The organism is Moorella glycerini (assembly GCF_009735625.1).
Lineage (GTDB): Bacteria > Bacillota > DSM-521 > Neomoorellales > Neomoorellaceae > Neomoorella > Neomoorella glycerini.
Genome location: NZ_CP046244.1, coordinates 33,914 through 58,865, shown reverse-complemented (window position 1 = coordinate 58,865; position 24,952 = coordinate 33,914). Strand labels below are relative to the sequence as shown.

Genomic DNA, 24,952 nt, shown 5'->3' with positions numbered 1-24,952 from the left:
TTCTGACTTCCTAAATTCAGGGGGTGGCCAAAGCGGCCCGCAAGGAAAAAGTTATGGTAGCCATGAGCGGCGGCGTGGACAGTTCTACGGCCGCCGCATTATTGAAGGAAGCCGGCTATGAAGTAATCGGCGTTACCCTGGACCAGTGGCCTGAGGGTACGCCGCCACCAGCGGGGGAAACCGGCTGTTGCAGTTTGGCTGCCGTCGACGATGCCCGCCGGGTGGCCGGTATCCTGGATATACCTTATTATGTCTTAAATTTTCGCGAGCTTTTTAAACGGGAAGTCATTGATTATTTTATCGCCTCTTACTTAAAAGGGGAAACTCCCAATCCCTGCATAGCTTGCAACCGCAGGGTAAGGTTTGATGCCCTTTTAAAAAAGGCCAGGGCCCTGGGTATGGATTATCTGGCCACCGGCCATTATGCCCGGCGCCTTTACGATGCCGGGCGCGACCGGTACCTTTTGGCTAGAGGACGGGATGCCGACAAGGACCAGAGCTATGTTCTTTATTCCTTCACCCAGGAACAGCTGGCCCATATCATATTACCCCTGGGAGAGTATACCAAGACTGAAGTACGCCAAATTGCTAAACGGTATGGCCTGCCGGTAGCCGAAAAAGCCGAGTCCCAGGATATTTGTTTTATCACCGAGGGCGATTACCGCGCTTACCTCCGCGGCAAGGTAGCGCAGGCTATAAAACCCGGCCCGATCCTGGATGTTCAAGGCCGCTTCCTGGGCCAGCACCGGGGATTACCTTATTATACCATCGGCCAGCGTAAAGGTCTGGGTCTGGCCCTGGGTAAGCCGTACTTTGTGGTAGCCCTGGATCCAGAACGCAATGCTGTTATTGTTGGGGGCAAAGAAGACCTGGAGCGGTGTGTTCTCTATGCCCGGGACAACAACTACATCTTGTGGGGGGAACTGCCCTCCCAGGCCCGGGTAACGGCTAAAATTCGTTACCGGGCCCCCGAGGCGGCGGCCACCTGGTACCCCCTGGAAGACGGCCGGGCCAGGCTGGAGTTTGACGAGCCCCAGCGGGCCATCACCCCGGGCCAGGCGGTCGTTTACTACCAGGGTGACCTGGTGGTAGGCGGCGGGACCATTGAGCCTATCCAAGTTCCTGATTTGCGATGAATGGGAGAAACGCCAAGCGCATGCCGTTAACCTTCCCTGGTTATACTAGAGGAAGGTTATCTTTTTTGGCGGAGGTTCGGCTATGCCCAAGGGGAGGGAACTGGTTGGTTTACCGGTCATCAGCCAGGACCGGGGGGAAGAACTGGGCCGGGTCCAGGACCTCCTTTATGACGAGAAAAGCGGCCTTTTAAAGGCCCTGGTTCTGGCCGGCGGCAACTGGCTGCGGCAGCCCCGGGTGGTATCCTTTGAGGAATTGCAGGCCAGGGGCCCAAAAACCTTTACTGTTGCCGGTGCAGAGGCCGTCGGCCACGAATTGCCGGCAGGGTTCAGGCGCTGGCAGGAAATTAAAGGCCTGCGCCTTTTAAGCCGGGACGGCCAGGAAGTGGGCCTGGTAGAGGACCTGGTAGTTGATCTTCCTTCTGGCCAGGTGAAGGCCCTGGAGATATCTACGGGCCTGGTCAACGACCTCCTGGAGGGGCGCCAGGAAATCCCCCTCACCGGGGAGGTTGAGTGGAGTACGGATGCAGTAATCATGAGGGAGTGGGTAAAATGTTAAACTGCCCCCACTGCGGGAGTAAATCCATCGGTAAAATCGGTACCGATCAATACTATTGCTGGGATTGTTATGTAGAATTTAACGATCGCCGGGAAATCTTTAATGTCGCTGAGGACGGGACCTTAATAGCCCTGGAAGGGTAGGGGAGCAAAGTGGGCGTGAGCTTCTGGCGTGGTTTTATTGCCGGCAGCATCATGGGGGCCATAATCGGCAGTATCTTAAACTGGCCCCGGGAAACACCTCTGTGGCAGCAAGAACCGGTGCCTCCTGCACTGCCAGAGGAGCAGTTCCCGGCGCGCTCCAGGGGAGTTGTCCGCCGCCGCCCCCAGGTTAGACCTTAGGATGGGAAAAGCATGACAACAAAGCGGGTTTTCAAAATCTGGCGCCTGGCCGGGGCCGGGCTTTTCCTGGCCGCGGCCTTATTTTTTCTGTACCGCGTGCGCGAGATTTTGACACCTTTCCTCCTGGCGGCCTTCCTGGCCTACCTTTTAAAGCCGGCCATGGTCAAGCTGGAGAAGAAGGGTTTAAGACGGCCCCTGGCCATTTTACTCCTCTACCTGCTTATCCTGGCCCTGTCCCTGCCGTTGTTTTTCTTTATTTTACCCCAGCTAATCCGGGAATTAAATGAATTTCTTACCCAGCTACCGGCCTTTACGGCCGAGGTTGAAGGCCTGCTCCAGGGTTTCTACCGGCGTTACCATCAGGTAGCCATACCTGCCGGCCTGCGCCGGCTTTTAGATGAATCTATCACCAATATCAGCGCTACCTTTCAGCAGGGCACCCGCCAGGCCCTCCAGGCCTTGCTCGATCTCCTGGCCGGGGCTGCCAGTTTCCTCCTGGCGCCAATTTTAGCCTACTACCTCTTGCGCGATAGTGAACAGATCGGCCGGGCGGCCAGCCACCTGCTACCCATCCAGGTGAAAGAAGATGTTTTGGGCCTGTGGCTGGAGATTGACCGGGTTTTGACCAGTTTCATCCGCGGCCACCTGCTGGTGTCCCTGATTGTAGGTATCCTAACAGGCCTGGGCCTGGCCCTGGTCGGTTCCCGGTACGCAGTCATCTTAGGCGTAGTAGTGGGCCTGGCCGATTTAATTCCTTATTTTGGACCGGTAATCGGCGCTGTTCCCGTCCTGGCCCTGACCTTGCTGGAAGCCAAAAAAACGGCCCTCTACGCCCTGGCAGTCATGGTCATTGTCCAGCAGGTAGAAAGTAGTTTACTGGCACCCCGTATTCTAAGTGAAAGTGTCGGCCTGCACCCCCTGGTAATTATCTTTGCCCTCCTGGCCGGCGGCGAACTCTGGGGCGTGACCGGCCTGCTCCTGGCCGTACCCCTGACGGCTATTGGCCGCATTCTGGTGAAATTTATCTGGGCGCGCCTGGTTAGCAGTTAATTTAGCAGTTAAATTTTTACTAACCGGCAGGAATTTTGCTTTCAACGTGGAAATAAATTAACTGTAAGTTAAAAATGACAACCCGATTAAAGCCAAGTTAAGCAGCGCTAAGAGGGGGAAAGCAGATGCATGAGGAAACTATTAAAAAAATTAAGGCGGAGGTAGAGAGGCACCGGGAGGACATAATCCAGTTTTTGCGGGACATAGTGGCCATCCCCAGCCCCAACGGGAACATCAAAGCGGTGGCCGAGCGCATTGGCCAGGAAATGAAAAAGCTGGGTTTTGACGACGTCTTCCTGGACAGCATGGGCAATATCGTCGGCCGCATTGGCAACGGTCCGAAGGTCCTGCTTTACGACAGCCATATTGACACGGTTGATATAGCCGATTCCGGCCAGTGGCAGTGGGACCCCTATCAGGGCAAGCTAGAGAACGGCATCTTCTATGGCCTGGGCGCCGGGGATGAGAAAAATTCGACCCCGGGGATGGTGTATGGCCTCAAAATTATGAAGGACCTGGGCCTCAGCCGGGATTTCACCCTTTATTACTTCGGCAATATCGAAGAGATCTGCGACGGCGTGGCCCCCAACTCCCTGGTGGTCACGGATAAGATCAAACCCGACTTTGTGGTCATCGGTGAGCCGACGAAAATGAATATCTACCGCGGCCACCGCGGCCGGGTGGAGATGAAGGTTACCACCAAGGGCCGGACCTGCCATGCCAGCGCCCCGGAGCGCGGGGTCAATGCTGTTTATAAGATGGCGGAAATTATCAAAGGTATCAGCCAGATGGGGGACGAGTTTATTGATGACCCCTTCCTGGGGAAAGGCTCCATTGCCGTCACTGATATTCACTGCAAGACGCCTTCCATCAATGCCCTGCCCGATGAGTGCTTTATATACATCGACCGCCGCCTGACCTTTGGGGAAACCCAGGAGATGGCCGTGGAGCAGGTACGCAAAGTGGCCGCGCCCCTCGGCGGCATGGTGGAAGTGCTGGAATTTGATGAACCCAGCTATACCGGCTTTGTCTTTAAAGTAGATAAATACTTCCCGGCCTGGGCCTTACCGGAGGATCACCTCCTGGTGCAGGCCGGCCTCAAAACCTATGAGCAGCTTTTTGGCCGGTCCACAGGTATAGGCAAGTGGGTTTTCAGCACCAACGGCACCTACTGGATGGGTAAAGCCGGTATCCCGGCCATCGGCTTCGGCCCTGGCGATGAGGTATACGCCCATACCGTTCTGGATCAGGTACCCATTGAGGATGTCGTCCGCTCCACCGAGTTTTACGCCTTCTTCCCAACAGTCTTGAGCGAGATGCTGGCGAAATAAAAGCTCCGCATGATAGTCGCCCCTGCACTGAAAGTGAGGGGCTTTTGTTTTCAACCTGGCTAGAAAACCTCAACCTGTCTGGTTATCTTCCATAGCCTTTCTCCCGGGCTAATTCGTGGCGGTGTTCTCGCATTAGGTCACCGAGGAGATCAAGGTCCTCTTTAAATTTTCCCTGATCCATTTGGGTATAACTATTTGCTGTCAATTTCTTTCCATCTGGAAAAATACCGCCAAAGGGATAAAATAGGAGAAGAGGTGATTATTGATGGTTACCACGGAGTTACCCCTATTTCAGCGGGCCGGTTTCTGGGAAGGGGCCTGGCAGGAGGAGCGCCGGCAGTCCCTCTACGGCCGGCGGCGGCCGGAGCGGGACGGCAGCTCCTACTGGAACCGGCGCGCCGGCCATTTTGCCCGCCAGACCGGCGGGGAAGAGGGGAAGCAGAGGGTAGCCCAGGTCCTCCACTGGCTGGGCCACCATGGCGGTTTGGACCGGGACCTGGAGATACTTGATATCGGCTGCGGTACCGGTAACTACGCCCTGCCCCTGGCTCGCCGGGCGCGGCGGGTGGTGGCCCTGGACCCGGCAGAGGAGATGCTGGCCATTTTAAAGGAGCGGGCCGGAGAAGAGGGCATAACCAATATTGAGCCGGTCCAGATGACCTGGGAGGAGGTGGACCTGGACAGGCAAGGCTGGCGGGGAAGCTTTGACCTGGTCCTGGCCCTCATGAGCCCGGGGATTAAGGATGCGGCCACTTTAAGAAAAATGATTGCCGCTTCCCGGGGGGGCTGTTTCCTGGCCGGCCACGTGCGCCAGGAAATCAGCGGCCGTAAGGAGTTGTGGCAGCAGCTCATTGGCGGGGAAATGCCGGGGATACCGGCGGATGTCCTCTATATATTCCATCTGCTTTATGCCTGGGGTTATGCTCCCTCCCTGGAGCTAGAGCAGAAGGTAAGCACCAGGGAACTGGAGCCTGACCAGGCTATTGAGGAACTGGAGATTTTCTTTTATCCCCACCTGGAACTGACGCCGGCGGTACGCCGGGCCATTGCCGATTACGTCCAGGCTCACCTGGTCAATGGCCGCTACGTTTCCCGCCGGGAAATGACGGCCGGGTACCTTTTCTGGAGCGTGAACCTTCATTGACAACCTTCGCCGCTTCAGGTATAATGTAGAAAAATTTAGCCGGTAGAACCTCGTTCACCGCCCCGGGGCGGGGGCGAGGTTTAGTTTTGACGAGGAGTTGACGTTTTTTGACGGGGAATGAGCTCCGGGAGAGGTTTTTAAGTTTTTTTGCCGGCAAGGGTCATACCATTGTCCCCAGTTCTTCCCTGGTACCGGCCAACGACCCGACCCTGCTCTTTACTAATGCCGGTATGGTGCAGTTTAAAGATGTCTTCCTGGGCCTGGACCGGCGCCCTTTCAAACGGGCGACGACGGCCCAGAAGTGTGTTCGCGCCGGGGGCAAACATAATGACCTGGATACCGTGGGGCGTACCGCCCGTCACCATACCTTTTTTGAAATGCTTGGTAATTTCTCTTTCGGCGATTACTTCAAGGGCGAGGCCATTGCCTATGCGTGGGAGTTTTTAACCAGGGTCCTGGAATTGCCGCCGGAACGCCTCTGGATTACCGTCTACCAGGATGACGATGAGGCCTACCGGCTGTGGCAGGAAGTAGCCAGCGTGCCGGCGGAACGGATTGTGCGCATGGGGGAGAAAGATAACTTCTGGGCCATGGGCGATACCGGCCCCTGCGGTCCCTGCAGCGAGATTATCTACGACCGCGGGCCGGAGCATGCCTGCCGCTCCAACCCCTGCGCCCTGGGGGCCTGCGACTGTGACCGCTGGCTGGAGATCTGGAACCTGGTTTTTATGCAGTATGAACGGGATGCCGGCGGTAATTTAACGCCTCTACCCCGGCCCAGTATTGACACCGGCATGGGGCTGGAACGGGTGGCATCGGTTTTACAGGGGGTGGACAGCAATTTTGATACCGACCTCCTGCAGCCTTTGATCAGGGCCATGGAAGGCCTCAGCGGGCGGAACTACGACCGGGGGGAGGCCGGTTTTCCCTTCCGGGTCATTGCCGACCATGCCCGGGCTTGTACCTTCCTTATTGCCGACGGCGTTTTACCGGGGAATGAGGGCCGCAGCTATGTCCTGCGCCGGATTTTACGCCGGGCGGCCCGCTTTGGCAAGACCCTGGGGGTGGAAGAGCCTTTCCTGTACCGCCTGGTAGCCACGGTGGTCAATATTATGGGGCAGTCCTACCCTGAAGTAGCAGGGCAGCAGGGGTACATCGAGCGGGTAATTCGCCAGGAAGAAGAGCGTTTCCATGAAACTTTAAATGATGGCATGCGGGTCTTAAGCGGTATCCTGGAGCGCGCCGGGGGAGAAGGCCGGCAAACAATAACCGGGCAGGAAGCCTTTACTTTATACGACACCTATGGTTTCCCCCTTGATTTGACGGAAGAAATTGCTGGCGAGCAGGGCTTTAAGGTCGACCGGGCCGGTTTTGAAGATGCCATGGCAGCCCAGCGGGAACGGGCGCGGGCGGCCCGGGAAGATGTTAAGGCTTATGAATTTGCCCTGGCCTTTGCCGGCAACCTGGGGGACATCGGCGGCACGGAATTCACCGGCTACGAGCGGCTGGAAGACACAGGTAAAGTCCTGGCCCTGGTCCGGGACGGTGAGCGAGTCTCTTCCCTGGTCGCGGGCGAAAGCGGCCATGTCGTCCTGGACCGGACACCCTGCTACCCGGAGGGCGGCGGCCAGGTGGGGGACCAGGGCAGTTTAAGCTGGACGAGCGGCGCGGCCATGGTCCAGGATACCCGGCGCCTGCCCGATGGGAAGATTGTGCACCAGGTGGCGGTAACTGCCGGAAATCTAACAGCCGGGCAGGAAGTGAAAGTGATGGTGGACAGGGAGCGTCGCCTGGCCACGGCCAGGAATCACACAGCGACCCACCTGTTGCACCGGGCTTTAAAGAATGTCCTGGGTGAACATGCCAGCCAGGCCGGCTCCCTGGTAACGCCGGAAAGGCTGCGCTTTGATTTTACCCATTTTGCTCCCTTAACCGAAGAAGAGCTCAGGGCTATCGAAAAAGAAGTCAATGTTAGGGTTTTAGCCGGTTTACCGGTAACGACCCTGGAGACTTCCCTCGAGGAAGCAAAGGCCATGGGGGCCACGGCCCTCTTTGGCGAGAAATACGGCGAACGGGTGCGGGTAGTAAAGATTGATGCCTATAGCCTGGAACTGTGCGGCGGTACCCACCTGCGCTCCACCAGCGAGGTTGGTCTTTTCCGGCTGACGGGCGAGAGCAGCATTGGTGCCGGCGTGCGCCGGGTAGAAGCGGTAACGGGAGCGGCCGCCCTGGACCTGGTAAGCCGGGAGTACCAGGAACTGGCCGCCGTTGCCGGTTTGCTCAAAGTACCGCCCTTCCAGGTAGCCGGGCGGGTGCAGCAGCTCCTGGATAAAGGCAAGGAAATGGAGCGGGAAATCACCAGGTTACGTAACCAGCTGGCCGGTTATACCGTAAGAGAGCTGCTGGGCCAGGTTCGGGAAGTAGACGGGATACCGGTGTTGCAGGCCCGGGTTGATATAGCCGATGCTCAGGCCTTACGGGAGCTGGCCGATAAAGTACGGGATAAGCTGGGTTCAGGCGTGGTGGTACTGGGTTCCCAGCATGACGGCCGCGTTAATTTTGTCGCCATGGTGAGCAAAGACCTGGTAAAGCGGGGCGTCCATGCCGGGAATTTATTGCGCGAAGTGGCCCGGATTGCTGCCGGCGGCGGCGGAGGCCGGGCGGATATGGCTCAGGCCGGCGGCAAGGATCCCAGCAAGCTGGACCAGGCGCTGGCCTACAGCCTTAAGGTAGTGGCCCAACAGGTTCGTTAAGTGAGAACCGGGAAACCGCAAGGAGTGTGAAGGTAATGTCCGGGGACATGCAGGAAACAATGATGTTTAAAGTGGAGAAAGAGGAGAAGGTTAAGGTCCGGGATGTGCTGGCAGAAGTGCAGGCAGCTTTAAAGGAAAAGGGGTACGATCCCATAAACCAGTTAATCGGTTATCTCCTTTCAGGGGACCCGGCTTACATTACCAGCCATAGGGGGGCCCGTAATTTGATTCGGAGGGTGGAGCGGGACGAAATCATCGCTGAGTTACTGAAGAGTTATTTAACTTAAATGGGAGGCTGATACCCATGGCCCTGTCGGATGTGGAGTTGACGGTCAACCTCTATACAGAAGGCGATAAGTTTTTTGACCTCCTGAAGGCCGCGGTACGTGACTGGCAGGGGGGCTGGGGGCATGAACGGGAACGGGCGGCCTATGCCCTGGAGCTTTACCAGCGCAGCCTCCAAACTATGCGCGCCCACCTGGAGGAAGCCCGGGCGAAGGCCGAAGGAGGTTTCTTTACTGACCAGGATCAACGGATTTTGAACCGTACCGAAGAAAAGCTGGCTTACTGGGAGAAGAAGCTGGCCGAAATCAGGAAATAGATAATCAGGAAGTTAGCGCCATGTTTTATACCACCCTGGGAGCCAGCGGGATCAGGGTATCCCGCCTGTGCTTTGGCTCTTTAACCATAGGCCCGCTCCAGGCGGGCCTGAGTATTGCTACCGGGGCCAGCCTCATTCGCCGTGCCCTGGAGCTGGGCGTCAACTTTATCGACACAGCTCAGTGTTACGCCAATTATCCTTATATCAAGGCCGCCCTGCAGGGCTGGCAGGAACCGGTGGTCGTGGCCACCAAGTCCTACGACTACACGGCAGCAGGTATGGCCCGGAGCTTAGAAGAGGCCCGGCGGGAGCTGGACCGGGAAGTTATTGATATCTTTTTACTCCACGAGCAGGAAACGGCCCTGACCCTGGCCGGCCACCGGCCGGCCCTGGAGTACCTCCTGGAAGCCAAAGAACGCGGCCTGGTGCGGGCCGTGGGTATCTCTTCCCATGCGGTAGCAGCGGTACGGGCGGCAGCCATGATGCCGGAGGTGGACATTATCCATCCCCTGTACAACCAGGCGGGGCTGGGGATACTGGACGGCAGCAGGGAGGAGATGCTGGCTGCCATTACCCTGGCCCATACTAACGGCAAGGGGATCTATGCCATGAAGGCCCTGGGTGGCGGCCACCTGGTATCACAAGCGCGGCAGGCCCTGGAGTTTGTCCTGGCCACCCCGGTCATTGATGCCGTAGCCGTGGGCATGCAGTCCCTGGCCGAGGTAGAGGTGAATGTCGCCTGGATTAGCGGCCGGGAACCGGCGGCGGAATTGCTGGTGGAGGTCCAGGGGCGGGGGCGCCGGCTCCTGGTGGAAGATTGGTGCCGGGGTTGCGGGTCCTGCGTCAAGCGCTGTCCCCAGGGAGCCCTGGAACTGGCAGGCGGGCGGGTGGTAGTCGAACCGGATAAGTGCATCCTCTGCGGTTATTGCGCCGGCGCCTGCCGCGATTTTTGCCTTAAGGTGATTTGAATTGCGCATTATGGGACTGGATGTCGGCAGCAAAACCATTGGCGTAGCCGTTAGCGATCCTTTAGGCTGGACGGCCCAAGGCGTGACCACCATTCGTCGGAAAAGTACGGCTGCCGATGTGGAGACCCTGAAGCAATTAGTTGCCAGGTACGGTGTCGAAGAGGTGGTGGTCGGGCTCCCCCGCAATATGAACGGTACCTTCGGGCCCCGGGCTGGAGAAGCCCGCGCCTTTGCCGCCAGGCTAGAGGCGGATCTGGGCCTGCCGGTGCACCTTTATGACGAACGCCTCACTACCGTAGCGGCCGATAAAATCCTCCTGGAGGCCGATCTTTCCCGCCGCCGGCGGCGGGCCGTTGTCGACCAGGTAGCGGCCAGTATAATTTTACAGGGATACCTTGACCGGCGGGGGCAAAATGGGGTATGATAGGCCTATCCTGGAAAAAGGAGTGAGGACATGGCCGACCAGGAAAACACCGTCGTCCTGACAGATGATGAAGGGCAGGAGCATGAGTTTGTAGTCGTAGATATCCTCAATGTCGAAGATGATGAGTATGCCATCCTGTTACCAGTGGCAAGCGGCGATACCGGCGCAGGTGAAGCCATTGTTTTAAAGATTGGCCTGGATGACGATGGCAACGAGATCCTCTATGAGATTGAGGATGAAGACGAATGGCAAAGGGTGGCCCAGGCCTGGGAAGACGCCCTGGGTGAAGAAGAGGAAGAGGAAGAGTGAAGAGGAAAAAGCCCGCCAGTTAAACTGGCGGGCTTTGCCTTAAATTTACTTTGTATCTCCAGCTCGGAGGGGGCATATTATGTTTTAAAAGAGTTTGGCGGGAAGTGGGCCCATGGTCAGGTGGAAACTGGCAGCATTTCTAATTTTTATGCTGGGAGTGGCCGGCCTGGCCGTAATGGGAATTTATTTTTCCGGCCGCATTTTCCCGGGAGTAACCATTGCCGGCTGGCCGGTCGGAGGGCTGCCGCCGGCTGCTGCCAGGTCAAAAATAATGGAACTGGCCATGGCAATCCTGGACCGGGAAATCAAATTGCGCCTGGATGACAGATTAATGACAACCTCTCCCCGGGCCCTGGGTATGAAAATTGATATTGAGGCTACCCTGTCCCGGGCCTGGGCCCTGGGCCGGGCCGGGAATTTGCAGCAACGCCTGTCTGTCTTCGCATCTCAAAGGCGCCGGCTGGATCTGGTATATCAGTGGGATCAAGACCGCCTCCAGGCAGAATTAAAACACCTGGGCGGCGATATCTTGAAAGAGCCAGTAGATGCGCGCCTGGAAATAGACAATAACGGTCAACCCTACTTAATCCCGTCCCAGGACGGCTGGCAGGTGGATACTGAGAGCTTGCTGGCCCGCCTGGCAGATTCATCCCCGGGGCAGGTAATCGACATCCCCTTGAACCGCCTTGAACCACGTTTGACTTCCGCCGCCCTGGCAGCCCGGAAAATTGAAAAACCAGCCGGGACCTTTACCACCTTTTTTAATCCGGCTGATACCGACCGTACCCACAACATCCGGCTGGCGACCCGCACCCTGGATGGTACCTGGTTACCGCCGGGGGGCGAGTTCTCCTTTAACCAGGTGGTAGGGCCGCGGACCATAGAGCGTGGCTACCGGGAAGCCCTGGTTATCGAAGATCGTAACTTTGTACCCGGCATTGGCGGCGGTGTCTGCCAGGTGTCGTCAACCCTTTATAATGCCGCCCTGGCTGCCGGATTAACCATTGTCGAGCGCCAGCCCCATGGCCTGGCCATAGGTTATGTGCCGCCGGGCCGGGATGCCACCGTAGCCTATGGCCTGATTGATCTTAAAATCCGCAACGATACTCCCTTCTGGTACTGGTTAAAGGCCGGGGTGGATAGTGATAAGCTGGCAATGACCTTTTATGCCGCCGGGGAAGCCCCCGCCGCTGAGGTGGTGAGCCAGGTAATTGAAAAGATCCCCCCGCCGGAAGAAGTGGAAGTGGTACCCTACTGGCCTCCTGAAAGGGTGGAAGTTAAACAGGAGGGAAAACCGGGTTTCCGCACCAGGGTTATCAGGATTATCCACCGGCAGGGAAAAGAAGGACGGCAAGAGGTTGTTTCCCAGGATTTATACCCGCCTCTACCCCGGGTCGTCCGCCGGGGTCAACCTGCGGAAAAGGTTGTACCTTCCCCCGGGTCCTGATATAATGAAAAAAAATAATCCGGGAGAGAAAACATAGGATTATGGGGGAAGAGCTGGAACCAAGTTATAATCTAGCTTGCGGGCGGCCCTGGCATCGCCGGTTAATATTGTTCCTGGCAATAATTATTCTGACCGTGGGCGGGAGCGGGTATTTTTTCCTGACCCTGCTGGCCCCGGCGAAGCCCGGTGCCCCGGCCGTAGAGGTAACCATTGCGCCGGGATCAAGTTCCGCCGTCATCGCCAGTAGTCTTACCAGCCAGGGGATAATCAAGAGTCCCCTGGCCTTCCGGCTGGTGACCATGGTTACAGGCCTGGACAGGCAGCTAAAGCCCGGCCATTATTTAATCTCCCCTGGCCTTTCCCTACGGGAGATCATCGGCCTGCTGGCGGCGGGCAAGGTCCATGAGATTGAATTTACCATTCCCGAAGGCTATACTGTGCGCCAGATAGCCGCCCTGCTCCAGCAGAAGGGCGTGATCCAGGAGGAGGATTTCCTCCGGGCTGCAGCCCGGGATTATCCCTTTGATTTTTTGCAGGGCCTGCCTTCCGGTCCGGAACACGTCCAGGGCTTTCTGTTTCCCGACACCTACCGGGTGGCCAGGGGGACGCCGGCGGAGGAGATTATCCTGATGATGCTCAAGCGCTTTAACCAGGTTTACCAGGAAATCAGCCGGGAGAAAGACCCGGGCCTGGAGTTAAATACCCGCCAAATCGTTACCCTGGCTTCCATAGTCGAACGGGAAGCCAAGCTTGATGCAGAACGCCCCCTGATTGCCGGCGTCTTTGTCAACCGCCTGAAAAAGGGCATGCGCCTGGAATCCTGCGCCACGGTGGAATATTTATTGCCCGCGCCCAAGCCCGTCTTATCCTACCAGGACCTGCAGATTGATTCCCCGTATAATACTTACCGGGTCAACGGCCTGCCGCCCGGTCCCATTGCCAGCCCGGGCCGGGCCTCGCTCCTCGCGGCCTTAAAGCCGGCTGCAACTGATTACCTCTATTTTGTCGCCAAACCTGATGGAACACATTATTTTAGCCGTACCCTGGCCGAACACAACCGGGCGCTGGCCCGCTACCAGGCCGGGAACGGTAATTAAATTTAACAAATGATTTTTCCTTTAGTTTTTGTTATAATTAAAGCCGGAATAAGTAAAAGCGAGGGAGAGCATTAATGCCTTTTCGGATTAAAATACCCCGTTCAACTATTGACCGCTTACCTCTTTATTACCGTTGCCTCAATTTAATAGAAGAACACGGGATCGAAGAAATTTCCTCCCAGGTCCTCGGGGTCAGGGTCGGGGTCGACCCTTCGGTAATCCGTAAAGACCTGGCCTGGTTTGGTGAGCTGGGTAAACGCGGCGTGGGTTATAACGTAACCTACCTTAAAGAGGCCATTGGCCGTATCCTGGGCCTGGACAAGGAGTGGCCCTTTATCCTGGTCGGCGCCGGTAAACTGGGTATGGCCCTGGCTGAGCACAACCGGAAATATGGCCGGCATTTTCACCTGGTGGGCGTCTTTGACCGGGACCCGGAAAAATTCGGACTCATGGTTGGTGGGCAACGGGTCAGCCCCATGGAGGAAATGCCTGCTTTTGTGAAAGAGAAGGATATTAAAATCGCCATGCTGGCCGTGCCGGCGGAAGAAGCGCAGAAGGTGGCCCATGAACTGGTTAAATGCGGCATTAAAGGTATCTTAAGCTACGCGCCTATCACCTTAAGCGTGCCGGAAGATGTCCTGGTCTATAACGCCGATTACAACCTCGACCTCCAGCGCCTGGCCTATTACCTCAGTAACGACGGCAATATCTCCTGGGGGGAATAGTAGCGACCGTTCGCTATTATTGGGGCATTCGGATTGGAGGGTGCCCTTTTTATTTTTTAGCTAAAAAATTTTTCCTCCCAGCAGGAAAATGCTTAATGATGGCGAAATACATTTAATAATAGCTAACGATTTGGGAATGTTAGCGCAAGGATAATTAACATAATAAAACTGGTGTGAGTGTTAGGTTAAGCATATCGTCCAGGAGCGCATAAATATAATTTATTAACGCGATAACGTTTATCTTTTCTCTTTTTAATTTAAAAGGTACCCTGCTAACATGGGAAGAGGAGGTGAAAGCGAGGACAAAGTGAACGTGAGAATGAGCGCCAGGAGGTGGTGATACAGTTAAGGAGCTAAGGGAAAAGCAAGGGAGGATTATTACCAACAGAATTAAAGTAAATAGTTTTTAGGGGGGAACAAAATGGCCCAGGAAGCCAAAGGAGCCCGCTCGTCACTGCTTAAGAGTGAAGACTGGTGGGCATTATGGATCGGATTATTTATCTTTTTCCTCGGTTTTCTGAAGATAACCGGTGCCGACCTGATCGGCTGGGCGGTTAAAACGAATATGTGGCTCGATCTTTCCAAGGCCCTCTCGCCGGTGTCGGATGTCTACAAGGGCCTACCCGGTATTGTTTCGCTAATTCTTACGTATATATTCTTGACGGTAGTCCTGAGTATTGGCGTAGCTTCCATGGGTGGCAATGTCCGCCGTTTCATCAGCGGGTTTACCATTATCTTCTTCATTACTTATATCTGCTGGATGATCGGTAACTATGCTTATATTGCCGCTACACCGGACCAGCTGGCAAAATTAAAGCTTCCCTGGTCGTTACGTATGACTGGTGAATCGGGCTTTATTATTGCTTTGATCGTAGGTTTAATTATTGGTAATTTTTTCCCAGGACTTACCCGTTATCTTCAAGAAGCAACAAAACCCGAGTGGTTTGTGAAGACAGCTATAGTTATCCTGGGGGGTCAGATTGGCCTTAATGCCCTCCATTCTACCGGTTTAACTGCCCAGGTAGTTTTCCGGGGACTCTGCGCCATTATCGAAGCCTATTTGATCTACTGGCCCCTGGTCTACTTCATTGCCCGCAAGTACTTTAAATTCACCCCCGAATGGGCCGCACCCCTGGCCTCGGGTATTTCCATCTGCGGTGTTTCCGCGGCCATTGCCACCGGTGGCGCCATCAAGGCCCGCCCGGTGATCCCTATTATTGTTTCATCCCTGGTCGTTATCTTTGCCGTCGTGGAGCTGATTATCCTGCCCTTTGCCGCCCAGGCCTGGCTCTACAAGGAACCCATGGTGGCCGGTGCCTGGATGGGTCTGGCCGTCAAGACCGACGGCGCCGCGGCTGCGAGTGGGGCTATGGTCGATGCCCTGATCAGGAGCAAGGCCATCAGCGCCCTGGGCGTAAAGTGGCAGGAAGGCTGGATGCTTATGGCGACCACGACCGTCAAGGTCTTCATCGACATTTTCATTGCCATCTGGGCCTTTATCCTGGCCATTATCTGGTCCTGGAAGATCGACCGGCGTGAAGGTGAAAAAGTTAACACCGGGGATATCTGGCTGCGGTTCCCGAAATTCGTTCTCGGTTACGCTGCCCTGTTTATCCTCGTTATATTGATTGGTAAAGTTGTAGGCAAGGATACATTAAAACTATTAAATGCAGGCATTGGCCAGGCGGGCACTTTCCGGGGCATCTTCTTTGCCCTGACCTTCTTCACCATCGGTTTAATGTCCAACTTTAAAAAGCTCTGGGAAGAAGGCATGGGCAGATTGGCTGTCGTCTATGTTGTCTGCCTGTTCGGCTTCATCATCTGGATCGGCCTGATTATTTCCTGGCTCTTCTTCCACGGCATAACCCCGCCGACGGTAGCCTAAAAAGGAGGTAACTAAAAATGGCCGAACAAGAACGCCTGCCGCAAGAGGAAGAATGGTTTGATTTGCTGCCTGCCGAAAAAAAGCTAATCAGCATTAGCCTGGGACTGGGGATTGTCCTGCTGGTGGTGCTCCTGCTGGTAACTCATACAATTTAGGTAAAACAACCATGTTTCGTTCCTCTATAAGCTCAAGGTCCCGGATTGCCGGGGCCTTGAGCTCTTTTTATAAATACCAAAAAATTTTTTGCCGGCAGCAGGAAAACTGCCCTCGATAGCGAAATAAAAAGAATAATAACTAACGGGATTTTATAAATATCATAGTTGCACTTGCGTGAACGTAAACATGCAGGGTATGACAAGCTTTTGAGGGGGGCAGTTTATGAATTTCTGGCAATCATTCATCGGTGGCGTTTTGCCGTATGTATCTATCGCCATCCTGGTTTTGGGCCTGGGTTATAAAGTAGCATCCTGGTATAATGCGCCGGCAAACCTGCACTGGGAACTTTTTCCCTACCCGCGTACCCTGGGAGGCCAGCTGGGCGAACTCGTGACCGAGGTTTTCACTCTCCGCAGCCTTTTTCACCATAACCGCAAATTATGGTTTCCTTCCCTGGTTATGCACTGGGGTATTTACTTAGTCGTCTTCTGGCTGTTTTTCTTGCTGGTGGGGGCCCCCTTCGCCATTGATCTGGGTATAGCCGGCGGGGTTTTAGCCCTGACAGGTTCCTGCCTGTTGCTTTTATTGCGCTTATTTGCTGCCGAACTACGCCAGATTTCGGCGCCGGTGGAATACTTGAACCTGCTCTTTATCTTACTGGTGGCCCTTGCCGCCCTCGCCAGTGGGGCTCTCAGTGATTTTGCTTTCCGGAGTTATTTTATCAGTTTGTTAACCTTGAAACCCCACTTACCACTGCCAGGAAGCTACCTGATCTTTCTTTTGTTGTTGTGGCTTTTTATGATCTACATCCCTTTTACCCGTATGGCGCACTTTGCCGTCAAGTATTTTACCTATCACAAGGTTAAGTGGGGTGAAATGGAATAATGCGTAAAGTTTTTGACGACTACCGGGTACTATCCGATGAAACGCTAAAACCAGACGAGCCACGGGTAGAGAAATTCTTGCAGGCCATGAAGAAGTCCCTCCAGCAAAGGGATAACTGGACCTTCTGGTTACCCTATACCTTATCCCTGGATACCTGCATGAAGTGTGGTACCTGCGCGGAGGTCTGCCCGGTTTACCTGGCCAGCGGGAAGAAAGATATCTACCATCCAGTTTACCGTTCCGATATGCTGCGTAAAGTCTACAAGCGCTACTTCACCCTGCCCGGGAGAATCTTTCCGGGCCTGGTAGGGGCGGAGAATCTGACGGAAGAAAAACTCAACGCCATGGCCGAGAACATTTACCGCTGCACTATCTGCCGGCGCTGCGCCTACGTCTGCCCGGTAGCCATCGATAACGGCGTCATTGCCCGGGAGGCCAGGAAGATTTTCGACGCTATTGATATTGCCCCTGACGAGCTCAAGAAAAACGGCACCCAGAAACAAGCAAAATTCGGTAACGCTACCGGCACGCCGGCCAACGCCTTTTTGGATATGATTGAATTTCTCGAGGAAGAGATTGAGGATACAAAGGGTTATAAAGTTAAAATACCGGTAGATAAAGAGGGCGCCGAATACCTGCTCATGCATAATGCCGGAGACTACCTGGCCTTTGCCGAGACGGTCATGGGTGCGGCTGAGGTCATGGCTGCCGCCGGCGTTGACTGGACCTTAAATTCCCCGGCGACCGGCATCAACGATGCCGTTAATTACGGCGTATTCTATAGCGATGCCGAATTTACCACCATTGTTAAGGCTCAGGTAGCAACAGCCAGAAAACTGGGGATTAAGACCCTGGTGGTGGGCGAGTGCGGCCATGCCTTTGAAGCGCTGAAGTATTTAATGTTAAGGCTCATTCCCCCTGAGGAGAGACCCTTTGAGGTCAAGAGCATCCTGGAACTGGAAGATGCATGGATCCGGGAAGGACGGATTAAGGTTGACCCGGAGAAAAACCCGGAGCCTGTTACCTACCACGATTCCTGCAAGCTGGGCCGCCTGGGTGGCCTGTATGAAGAGCCCCGGCGCATCCTCAAGGCCTGCTGCCTTGATTTTCGCGAGCTGACGCCCAACCGGGAAATGAGTATCTGCTGTGGCGGCGGCAGCGGTTTTGCTATCATGGAAAAGGGCGATTTCCGCAAGTTCCGCATGGAAACTTACGGCAAGATCAAAGCCGAGCAGCTGCAGGCTTCAGGGGCCAGTATCATCGCCCTGGCCTGTTCCAACTGCAAGGGCCAGTTTCGCGAGATTATCAATTACTATCAACTGCCGGTACGCTTCGCCGGCGTTAGCGAACTGGTAGCCAACGCATTGGTGCGTTAAAAGCTGCTGTCACGTATTAGAAAGCAAGAACAAGGAATGTTTAACAATCATGGTGTTATTAGCCTGTAGCCTAAATACAAAGGTACAGGTATAATAAAATCTAGCAGGAGGTGTTGGCCATGCCAGCAATTAATGTTGGTGGCATCGAAATTGAAGTTGATGAGGACGGTTTTATCGCCGACCCCAGCAAGTGGAATGAGGCCGTAGCCAAAGCCCTGGCCGAAACCGAAGGGGTAACCGAACTGACCGAGGATCACTGGAAGGTAGTTAACTACCTGCGCCAGTATTACCAGCAGTTTGGTATTGCCCCCATGATCCGCAAACTTTGCAAAGAAACAGGTTTCAGCCTGAAACAGATCTACGATCTCTTCCCCAGCGGCCCGGCCAAAGGGGCCTGCAAGATTGCCGGTTTACCCAAGCCGACCGGTTGCGTGTAAAGTAAAATATCAAAAGGGAGGCCAGCGCGCCAGTGCTGGCCTTTATATCAATTCGGGGGAGGATGGCAGAAGGTGCTGCCGCCAGATGATAAAAAAAGAGAAATTACCACCCGGGCCAGGCAGAGGGGCATTATTTTAAACGAAGACCACTGGAAATTAATAGCAATTAGCTATGAGTACTATGACCAGCACCGGACCATCTGTACCTTGCGTAACCTGATTAAACTGAGCGGCCTGGATAAAAAGCAGATTTATAAACTTTTCCCGGGCAATCCTATAGGTGAAATCAGCCAGATTACCGGCCTGCCCATGCCAAAGGAGTGTTAAGTTTTGCCCGGAGACAGCAAGGAGTTCCCCCTTTGCCGCCAGCTCATGAAAGGACCTTCCCCCAGCCATGTCCGGGAATTAAGCGATAGTCGCTATCCCCTGGCCATGTATGAAGAGGGACTGGCAACAGGGGAAACTGCCTACGGCCACGGGGGGTATATCAGCATACCGGAATTACCTTCCGGCGTCGCGGTACGCAACAGCTGCCGGCCGGAGATAATTGAGGAATCGGCCTACTTGCGCATCCTGCCCCCGGCAGGGGGGTGGTTATCGGCCGGGACGCTGGAAAAACTGGCTACTTGTGCCGAAACCTATGGTAAAGGCCTCATCCACCTCACGAGCGGTGGCACCATTGAAATCTATACCACTCGGGAGCAAATGGTCCCCATGGTCAGGGAATTAAATACCGCGGGCCTGGATATCGGTTCTACCGGCAATGACCTGCGCTGCTTAACAGCCTGCTGCGGCCCGGCCAGGTGTGATATGGCCCTGATCAATGCCCCGGCCCTGGCTACCTACCTGGGCCAGCGCTTTATTGATGAACAGCAATACCCCGGTTACCCTCAGAAGGTGAAAAGTGGTGTTGCCGGTTGCCCCAATGATTGCATCCGGGCCATGATGCAAAAGGATCACTCCTTTATTGGCGTTTACCGTGATTTGCCGCAAATAAATAACGAAGTCCTGGCTGCCTGGCAGCAGGCCGGCGGTGACCTGGCCGGGCTGATTGCGGCCTGCCCGGCCGGGGCTTTAAACTGGACAGGTTCCACTCTCACTGTAGCGCCGGACAGATGCTGGCACTGCATGGCCTGCATCAATTTCTGCCCGGCCATCCGTCCCGGCCGGGAGCGGGGCGTGGCCTGGGTGGCAGGGGGTAAGTATGGCCACCGCGGCCCCCAGGGGCCTATGGTGGGTTATGTCCTGGTACCATTCATCCCTATTAAGGATGATGATTATACGGCCATCGGCGATCTCTTTGGCGCCTTCCTGGAACTCTGGGCCGATAATGCCAGGAAGAAAGAACGGGTGGGGGACTTTATCGTCCGGGTGGGTCCCCTCTGGGTTCTCAAGGAGCTGGGCCTGAAGGTCGAGCCCCAGATCCTTTTAAGTCCCAAAAGAAATGGTTTTTAAAGGAGGTGGCCGGGGTGGACGCACCTGACCTGCCGGCCGGCATTATGCCCGACTACCGCCGGGAAATACCTGCTGAGTTGCTGGCCCGCCAGGGCAGCTGGGTATGGCATGAACTGGTACAACCTGGCGTTATCCGCCACCTGGCGGCAGATGGCAGCGAACTGTTAACGGTACGCATCCTGTTGCCCCCCAACGGCCTCTTGAGCGCCAGCACCTTGCGGGATCTCGCTCGCTGGGTCCGGGAGTATGCTTTAACCGGCCGCCGCACGAGCCGCCAGGGTTTCGAGTTTGTAGGTGTCAGGCCCGCAAAACTGGAAAAATTCCTGGCCGAATTGCAAGCCGCCGGTTTCCCGGCCGGAGGTACAGGCAACTCCCTGCACCAGGTAAAATGCTGCACCTCTTTTATCCACTGCCAGAATGCCGCTGTCGATGCACCCAGTATTGCCCAGGCGATAACTGATTACTTTTACCAGGACTTTTTACAACAGGAATTGCCGGCTCCTTTAAAGATTTCTATCGGTGGTTGTCCCAACCAGTGCGGCGGCGGGGTGGAAGCCGATATTGGTATTTTGGGTCTATATGACGCCGTGCCAGAGGTAGACGAGGCCCGCTTCCTGGCCGCCAATATCGACATTGGCCTGCTGGTCTCCTGGTGTCCCACGGGAGCCATCCGGCCCCGGCAAACTGAGAAGGGAACCTTGGTAACCATTGATGTCGATCGTTGCGTGCGTTGCACTTCCTGCGTCCAGGTGGCCCCTGAAGGTATTAGCCTGAAGAAAAAGAGCTACGTGGCCATTGCCGCAGGCGGTCATGGCGGCAATAGCTGCAAGGGGCCCGAAATGGCGGCCATCGTCTTTCCCCGGGTACCGGCCCGGCCCCTGGACTATAGCGCCATCATTGACCGCATCGAGGTTATTATCAACTACTGGCGCAGGGCAGGAAAACCGGGGGAAAGGCTGGCCGGGTTTATCGAACGTACGGGCTGGAGCGATTTTTTAGCAACCATCGGTGCCGGCCCGCTGGAGGAACTGGTAGATAAAAGGGTGCCCCAGACAAGCATTCGCCGCGACCTACATTTTCGCTATTAGGGGGGAGGTGGCGGGAAGCGTGCGCCTGGTAATTGCCGCGCCCCACGGGCGTTCGGGTAAAACAACCATTACCCTGGGCTTAATTGTTGCCCTGCGGCAAAGGGGCCTGGTAGTGCAGCCCTTTAAGAAAGGGCCGGATTTCATCGACCCTAGCTGGTTGACCCTGGCCGCAGGCCGTCCCTGCCGCAACCTGGATTTATATTTTCTCCCGCCGGAAAAATTAGAGCAACATTTCAGCGCTGGCTGCCGGGGTGCCGACCTGGGGCTAATCGAAGGGGCCATGGGGCTCTTTGACGGCCTGGACCTGGAGGGAAGCAACAGCACGGCGGCCATTGCCAGTACTCTTAAATGCCCGGTGATTTTAGTTATTGATGCCGTTCGCATGACCAGGAGCGCGGCAGCCATGGTTCAGGGCTTTCAAAATTTTGATCCCCGGGTAAGGATAGCCGGCGTCATTTTAAACCAGGTAGCCCGTCCCCGGCATGAAGATATGTTGCGGCGCTCCATTGAACACTATACCGGCTTACCGGTCCTGGGAGCCCTGCCTAAAAAGAGGGATTTTGTTATTCCCGACCGTCACCTGGGGCTGATCCCGGCTGGAGAAAACGAAAGCATCCATGCCGCCCTGGTAGCCACCGGGGCAGCCATTGCTGCGAACGTTGACCTGGACGCCATGCTGGCCATTGCCAGCCAGGTCCCGGCCCTGCCCCCCGGGCCAGAGGGGCAGCAACCGCCTTTACCACAGGTACGCCTGGGTATCTTTCAAGATCGCGCTTTTACCTTTTATTACCCGGAAAATCTGGAGGCCCTGGAGCAGGCCGGCGCGCAAGTGATTACCATAGATAGCCTGCAGGATGAAAAGCTGCCGGCCATCGACGGCCTGTATATAGGGGGCGGGTTTCCCGAAGTTTTTGCCGGCCGGCTGGAGGCCAATGTATCTCTCCGCCAGGCGGTCAAAGGGGCTGTAGCTGAAGGCATGCCCGTTTATGCCGAGTGCGGCGGGCTGATGTACCTGGCCAGGCGCCTTAATTACCAGGGACGCTGGTATGAGATGAGCGGCGCTTTGCCCTTAGATGTCACCATGTCCTCCCGGCCCCAGGGCCACGGCTATACAACCATGCTGGTAGAGGGAGACAGCCCCTTTTTAAGCCGGGGCAGCCTCATTAAAGGCCATGAGTTTCATCATTCCCGGGTAATTAATCTGGACCGCAGGGCCGTGCGTTTTCTTTACCGGGTGCAGCGCGGCTTTGGTATCGACGGCCGGGTGGACGGCATCCTTTATAACAGGGTCCTGGCCGGCTACAATCATCTCTATGCTCCCACCCACCCCGAATGGGCGGCGAACCTGGTGGGCCTGGCAGCCGGTAAAAGAAAAATAAAAACGGTAACATTGTAAGGGAAATAAGGAGGAGCTTTGCTATGACGGTAGGGGAAAGGTTAAAGAAGTTACGGGAAGAGCGGGGCATATCCCTGGAGGAACTGGCCGACCGCCTGGATATTGCCCCGGACTGTATGGCCGAGGTAGAAAAGGGAACCAGGCGCCTCTCGACAGCTACCCTGGCGGAGGTAGCCGGTATTTTAAATGTAGATATTAGTTACTTTACAGAGGAAAATGGTAACAAGGACCAAAATACTGTAGGGGCCAGGCTGCGGCGCTTGCGAGAACAAAAGGGGATAACCTTAAGCGAATTGAGCCGTCGTTCCGGCGTATCCCTGGCCCATATCAGCGAGATCGAGCGCTCGCGGTCGACGGCCTCGTTAAAAACTCTCGAGAAATTGGCTGCCGTCCTGGAGGTGTCCCCCAGTTCCCTCCTGCGTTCCAGCCAGGAGGATACCCTGGGCAATAAATTAAAGCGCTTGCGGGAAAAGATGGGCCTGACCCAGAAGGAACTGGCCCAGCAGGTGGGTATTTCCCACAGCCTTATCGGCCAGATCGAAACGGACCGCATCCAGCCCTCCCTGGCAACATTGAGCAGCCTGGCCGAAGCCCTGGGGGTATCAACCTGCTACTTCCTCATGGAGGAAGAGGAGGAAGATTTATACCTGGATTATCGCCTGGCTGCCGACATCCGGGAGGCCCTGCGACGCCCGGTTCTCCAGCAAATTGTCCGCGCCCTGGCCGATTGGGAAGAAATGGAGATCAGGGGGTTGCTGGATTTCTTGCATTCATTGAATGAAAACCGGCGCCCTTTAAGTGTAGCTGCCGAAGACCAGTATCAAGAAATACGGCGTTTTGTAAGCCGTGCTAAAGAGGAAGAGCGCAACCTGGTCCTGAACCTGATCAGGCTACTCCAGGGGAATACACGGGAGGAAGAAGTTTAGTGACCCGTAAAGTACTTGATTGCCGGGGTATGAACTGTACCGGGCCGTTAATGGCTACGGCAAAACAGATACAAAAGCTTAAACCCGGGGATTTGCTGGAAGTATGGGTTGATGACCTGGCCTCGGAGTTTGATTTACCGGCCTGGTGCCAGCAGGCCGGACATACCCTTATCAGTAAAGAGATAAGGGACGATTATTACTCCTACCTGATCCGGAAGAAAGATGCCAGAGTATAGATGCATATTTTGCTTTCCCCGTAACCTTGAATACTGTCAAGGTACTACCCGCTCAGAAGGCGCCCTTAAGGGCCTTTTTATTATGCCTTTTTGTCATACATGGCCTGGCTAAAAGCTGGTAAAATAAGAGGAGGAAGGAGGGCGGAAATAATGGCACAATCTGACAACGCTTGCGGGTTTAGCCCTAAGATAGAAAATCCAAAGTTAACCCGGCTTTCCTGCAGTTCCGGGTGAGCGGCCAAGATGGGTCCGGGGACCCTGAAGCAAGTACTGCAGTACCTGCCGGTGATGCAGGACACCAATCTCCTGGTGGGTATGGATAGTGTCGACGACGCCGGGGTTTATCGCTTGACGGACGACCTGGCCCTGATCCAGACCATTGACTTTTTTACGCCCATTGTCGACGACCCTTATCTCTACGGCCAGATTGCCGCGGCCAATGCCCTGAGCGACGTCTATGCCATGGGCGGTAAACCCCTGACGGCCATGAATATCGTGGCCTTCCCCAGCAAAAAGGTGGATATTGCCGTCCTGGGAGAGATCCTGCGGGGTGGGGCCGACAAGGTGCTGGAGGCCGGGGCCGTCCTGGTAGGCGGCCACAGCATAGACGATGAGGAACCCAAGTATGGCCTGGCGGTAACCGGCGTCGTCCACCCGGACAGGATAGTTACCAACTGTGGTGCCCGGCCGGGGGACAAGCTCATCCTGACCAAGCCTCTGGGGACGGGGATTATTACTACCGCCATTAAAGCAGAAATGGCCACGCCGGAGCTAGAGCAAGAGGTAAGCCGCTGGATGGCCACCTTGAACCGGGAGGCGGCGGCCGCTATGGTAGCTGTTGGGGTCCACGCCTGTACCGATATCACCGGTTTCGGCCTTTTGGGACATGGTCTGGAAATGGCCCGGGGCAGCAGCGTTAACCTGGTGATCCATGCCCGTACTATTCCAGTCCTGCCCCGGGCTCTGGAATTTGCGGCTCTGGGCTTGATCCCCGGCGGTGCCTATAATAACCGCCGTTATGTTGCCAAGGATGTCAGTATGGACGCTGGCGTACCGGAAGCACTTCAGGACATCCTCTACGATCCCCAGACCTCCGGCGGCTTGTTGATTGCTGTAGCCGGAGAGAAGGCGGGAGAACTGATGGCAGCTCTCAAGGAGCGCGGCGTGACGGCGGCCAGGATTATCGGGGAGGTGGAAGCCGGGCCGGGACAGGTAATAGTCCAGGCATAA

The 24,952-nt window shown here is 55.7% G+C and carries 28 protein-coding genes; all 28 read left to right on the top strand.

Annotation, left to right across the window (positions count from 1 at the left end):
• Positions 1-53: 53 nt before the first annotated feature.
• Positions 54-1,136, top strand: coding sequence for a tRNA 2-thiouridine(34) synthase MnmA (gene mnmA, locus MGLY_RS00310; RefSeq protein WP_156276052.1), 1,083 nt, complete (start codon positions 54-56; stop codon positions 1,134-1,136).
• Between the two features lie 82 nt (positions 1,137-1,218).
• The gene (locus tag MGLY_RS00305; RefSeq protein WP_156271225.1) at positions 1,219-1,692 is read left to right on the top strand and encodes a PRC-barrel domain-containing protein; all 474 of its coding nucleotides are present in this window, start codon (positions 1,219-1,221) and stop codon (positions 1,690-1,692) included.
• Positions 1,686-1,835 carry a hypothetical protein gene (locus MGLY_RS00300; protein ID WP_170290851.1) on the top strand — a complete coding sequence of 50 codons (150 nt, stop codon included), beginning with the start codon at positions 1,686-1,688 and terminating at the stop codon, positions 1,833-1,835. The genes MGLY_RS00305 and MGLY_RS00300 overlap by 7 nt, the downstream gene beginning before the upstream one ends.
• A gap of 15 nt (positions 1,836-1,850) precedes the next feature.
• A complete protein-coding gene (locus tag MGLY_RS00295; RefSeq protein ID WP_156271223.1) occupies positions 1,851-2,033 on the top strand; it encodes a hypothetical protein in 183 nt (60 codons plus the stop codon).
• 12 nt (positions 2,034-2,045) lie between these two features.
• Entirely contained in the window at positions 2,046-3,083 is a 1,038-nt protein-coding gene (locus MGLY_RS00290) for an AI-2E family transporter (RefSeq protein ID WP_156271222.1), read from the top strand.
• Between the two features lie 125 nt (positions 3,084-3,208).
• Positions 3,209-4,414 carry a YgeY family selenium metabolism-linked hydrolase gene (locus MGLY_RS00285; protein ID WP_156271221.1) on the top strand — a complete coding sequence of 402 codons (1,206 nt, stop codon included), beginning with the start codon at positions 3,209-3,211 and terminating at the stop codon, positions 4,412-4,414.
• Positions 4,415-4,679: 265 nt separating this feature from the next.
• Positions 4,680-5,558 (top strand): class I SAM-dependent methyltransferase, encoded by an 879-nt coding sequence (locus MGLY_RS00280; protein WP_156276050.1) that lies wholly within the window; start codon positions 4,680-4,682, stop codon positions 5,556-5,558.
• Between the two features lie 107 nt (positions 5,559-5,665).
• Entirely contained in the window at positions 5,666-8,311 is a 2,646-nt protein-coding gene (gene alaS / locus MGLY_RS00275; protein ID WP_156271220.1) for an alanine--tRNA ligase, read from the top strand.
• A 35-nt stretch (positions 8,312-8,346) separates the two neighbouring features.
• Positions 8,347-8,598, top strand: coding sequence for an IreB family regulatory phosphoprotein (locus MGLY_RS00270; protein ID WP_156271219.1), 252 nt, complete (start codon positions 8,347-8,349; stop codon positions 8,596-8,598).
• A gap of 17 nt (positions 8,599-8,615) precedes the next feature.
• The gene (locus MGLY_RS00265) at positions 8,616-8,912 is read left to right on the top strand and encodes a hypothetical protein (protein WP_156271218.1); all 297 of its coding nucleotides are present in this window, start codon (positions 8,616-8,618) and stop codon (positions 8,910-8,912) included.
• Positions 8,913-8,932: 20 nt separating this feature from the next.
• A complete protein-coding gene (locus tag MGLY_RS00260) occupies positions 8,933-9,880 on the top strand; it encodes an aldo/keto reductase (RefSeq protein ID WP_156271217.1) in 948 nt (315 codons plus the stop codon).
• Position 9,881: 1 nt separating this feature from the next.
• Positions 9,882-10,304, top strand: a complete 423-nt coding sequence (gene ruvX, locus MGLY_RS00255; protein ID WP_062283683.1) for a Holliday junction resolvase RuvX — start codon at positions 9,882-9,884, stop codon at positions 10,302-10,304.
• Positions 10,305-10,334: 30 nt separating this feature from the next.
• Positions 10,335-10,613, top strand: a complete 279-nt coding sequence (locus MGLY_RS00250) for a DUF1292 domain-containing protein (RefSeq protein WP_062283685.1) — start codon at positions 10,335-10,337, stop codon at positions 10,611-10,613.
• Positions 10,614-10,725: 112 nt separating this feature from the next.
• Entirely contained in the window at positions 10,726-12,060 is a 1,335-nt protein-coding gene (locus MGLY_RS00245; RefSeq protein ID WP_156271216.1) for a VanW family protein, read from the top strand.
• 41 nt (positions 12,061-12,101) lie between these two features.
• The gene (mltG, locus tag MGLY_RS00240; RefSeq protein ID WP_156271215.1) at positions 12,102-13,157 is read left to right on the top strand and encodes an endolytic transglycosylase MltG; all 1,056 of its coding nucleotides are present in this window, start codon (positions 12,102-12,104) and stop codon (positions 13,155-13,157) included.
• A gap of 74 nt (positions 13,158-13,231) precedes the next feature.
• Positions 13,232-13,882, top strand: coding sequence for a redox-sensing transcriptional repressor Rex (locus MGLY_RS00235; RefSeq protein WP_156271214.1), 651 nt, complete (start codon positions 13,232-13,234; stop codon positions 13,880-13,882).
• Between the two features lie 421 nt (positions 13,883-14,303).
• The gene (locus MGLY_RS00230) at positions 14,304-15,767 is read left to right on the top strand and encodes a YeiH family protein (protein WP_156271213.1); all 1,464 of its coding nucleotides are present in this window, start codon (positions 14,304-14,306) and stop codon (positions 15,765-15,767) included.
• Between the two features lie 17 nt (positions 15,768-15,784).
• Positions 15,785-15,922, top strand: coding sequence for a hypothetical protein (locus MGLY_RS17735; protein ID WP_170290849.1), 138 nt, complete (start codon positions 15,785-15,787; stop codon positions 15,920-15,922).
• 223 nt (positions 15,923-16,145) lie between these two features.
• Positions 16,146-16,808, top strand: a complete 663-nt coding sequence (locus MGLY_RS00225; protein ID WP_156271212.1) for a respiratory nitrate reductase subunit gamma — start codon at positions 16,146-16,148, stop codon at positions 16,806-16,808.
• Complete coding sequence (locus MGLY_RS00220; protein WP_156271211.1) at positions 16,808-18,184, top strand: (Fe-S)-binding protein; 1,377 nt, start codon at positions 16,808-16,810, stop codon at positions 18,182-18,184. The genes MGLY_RS00225 and MGLY_RS00220 overlap by 1 nt, the downstream gene beginning before the upstream one ends.
• A gap of 119 nt (positions 18,185-18,303) precedes the next feature.
• On the top strand, positions 18,304-18,621 hold the full coding sequence (locus MGLY_RS00215) for a TusE/DsrC/DsvC family sulfur relay protein (RefSeq protein WP_156271210.1): 318 nt from the start codon (positions 18,304-18,306) through the stop codon (positions 18,619-18,621).
• 72 nt (positions 18,622-18,693) lie between these two features.
• Entirely contained in the window at positions 18,694-18,948 is a 255-nt protein-coding gene (locus tag MGLY_RS00210) for a TusE/DsrC/DsvC family sulfur relay protein (RefSeq protein WP_156271209.1), read from the top strand.
• A gap of 3 nt (positions 18,949-18,951) precedes the next feature.
• Positions 18,952-20,076: a hypothetical protein gene (locus MGLY_RS00205; protein WP_170290848.1), complete on the top strand. Its 1,125-nt coding sequence runs from the start codon at positions 18,952-18,954 to the stop codon at positions 20,074-20,076.
• Between the two features lie 14 nt (positions 20,077-20,090).
• Positions 20,091-21,164 carry a hypothetical protein gene (locus tag MGLY_RS00200; protein WP_170290847.1) on the top strand — a complete coding sequence of 358 codons (1,074 nt, stop codon included), beginning with the start codon at positions 20,091-20,093 and terminating at the stop codon, positions 21,162-21,164.
• A 19-nt stretch (positions 21,165-21,183) separates the two neighbouring features.
• Positions 21,184-22,560 carry a cobyrinic acid a,c-diamide synthase CobB gene (locus tag MGLY_RS00195; protein ID WP_156271208.1) on the top strand — a complete coding sequence of 459 codons (1,377 nt, stop codon included), beginning with the start codon at positions 21,184-21,186 and terminating at the stop codon, positions 22,558-22,560.
• 23 nt (positions 22,561-22,583) lie between these two features.
• Positions 22,584-23,486: a helix-turn-helix domain-containing protein gene (locus MGLY_RS00190; RefSeq protein WP_156271207.1), complete on the top strand. Its 903-nt coding sequence runs from the start codon at positions 22,584-22,586 to the stop codon at positions 23,484-23,486.
• On the top strand, positions 23,486-23,722 hold the full coding sequence (locus tag MGLY_RS00185; RefSeq protein ID WP_156271206.1) for a sulfurtransferase TusA family protein: 237 nt from the start codon (positions 23,486-23,488) through the stop codon (positions 23,720-23,722). Before MGLY_RS00190 ends, MGLY_RS00185 begins: the two co-directional genes overlap by 1 nt.
• A 189-nt stretch (positions 23,723-23,911) precedes the next feature.
• Complete coding sequence (gene selD / locus MGLY_RS00180) at positions 23,912-24,952, top strand: selenide, water dikinase SelD (RefSeq protein WP_211662115.1); 1,041 nt, start codon at positions 23,912-23,914, stop codon at positions 24,950-24,952.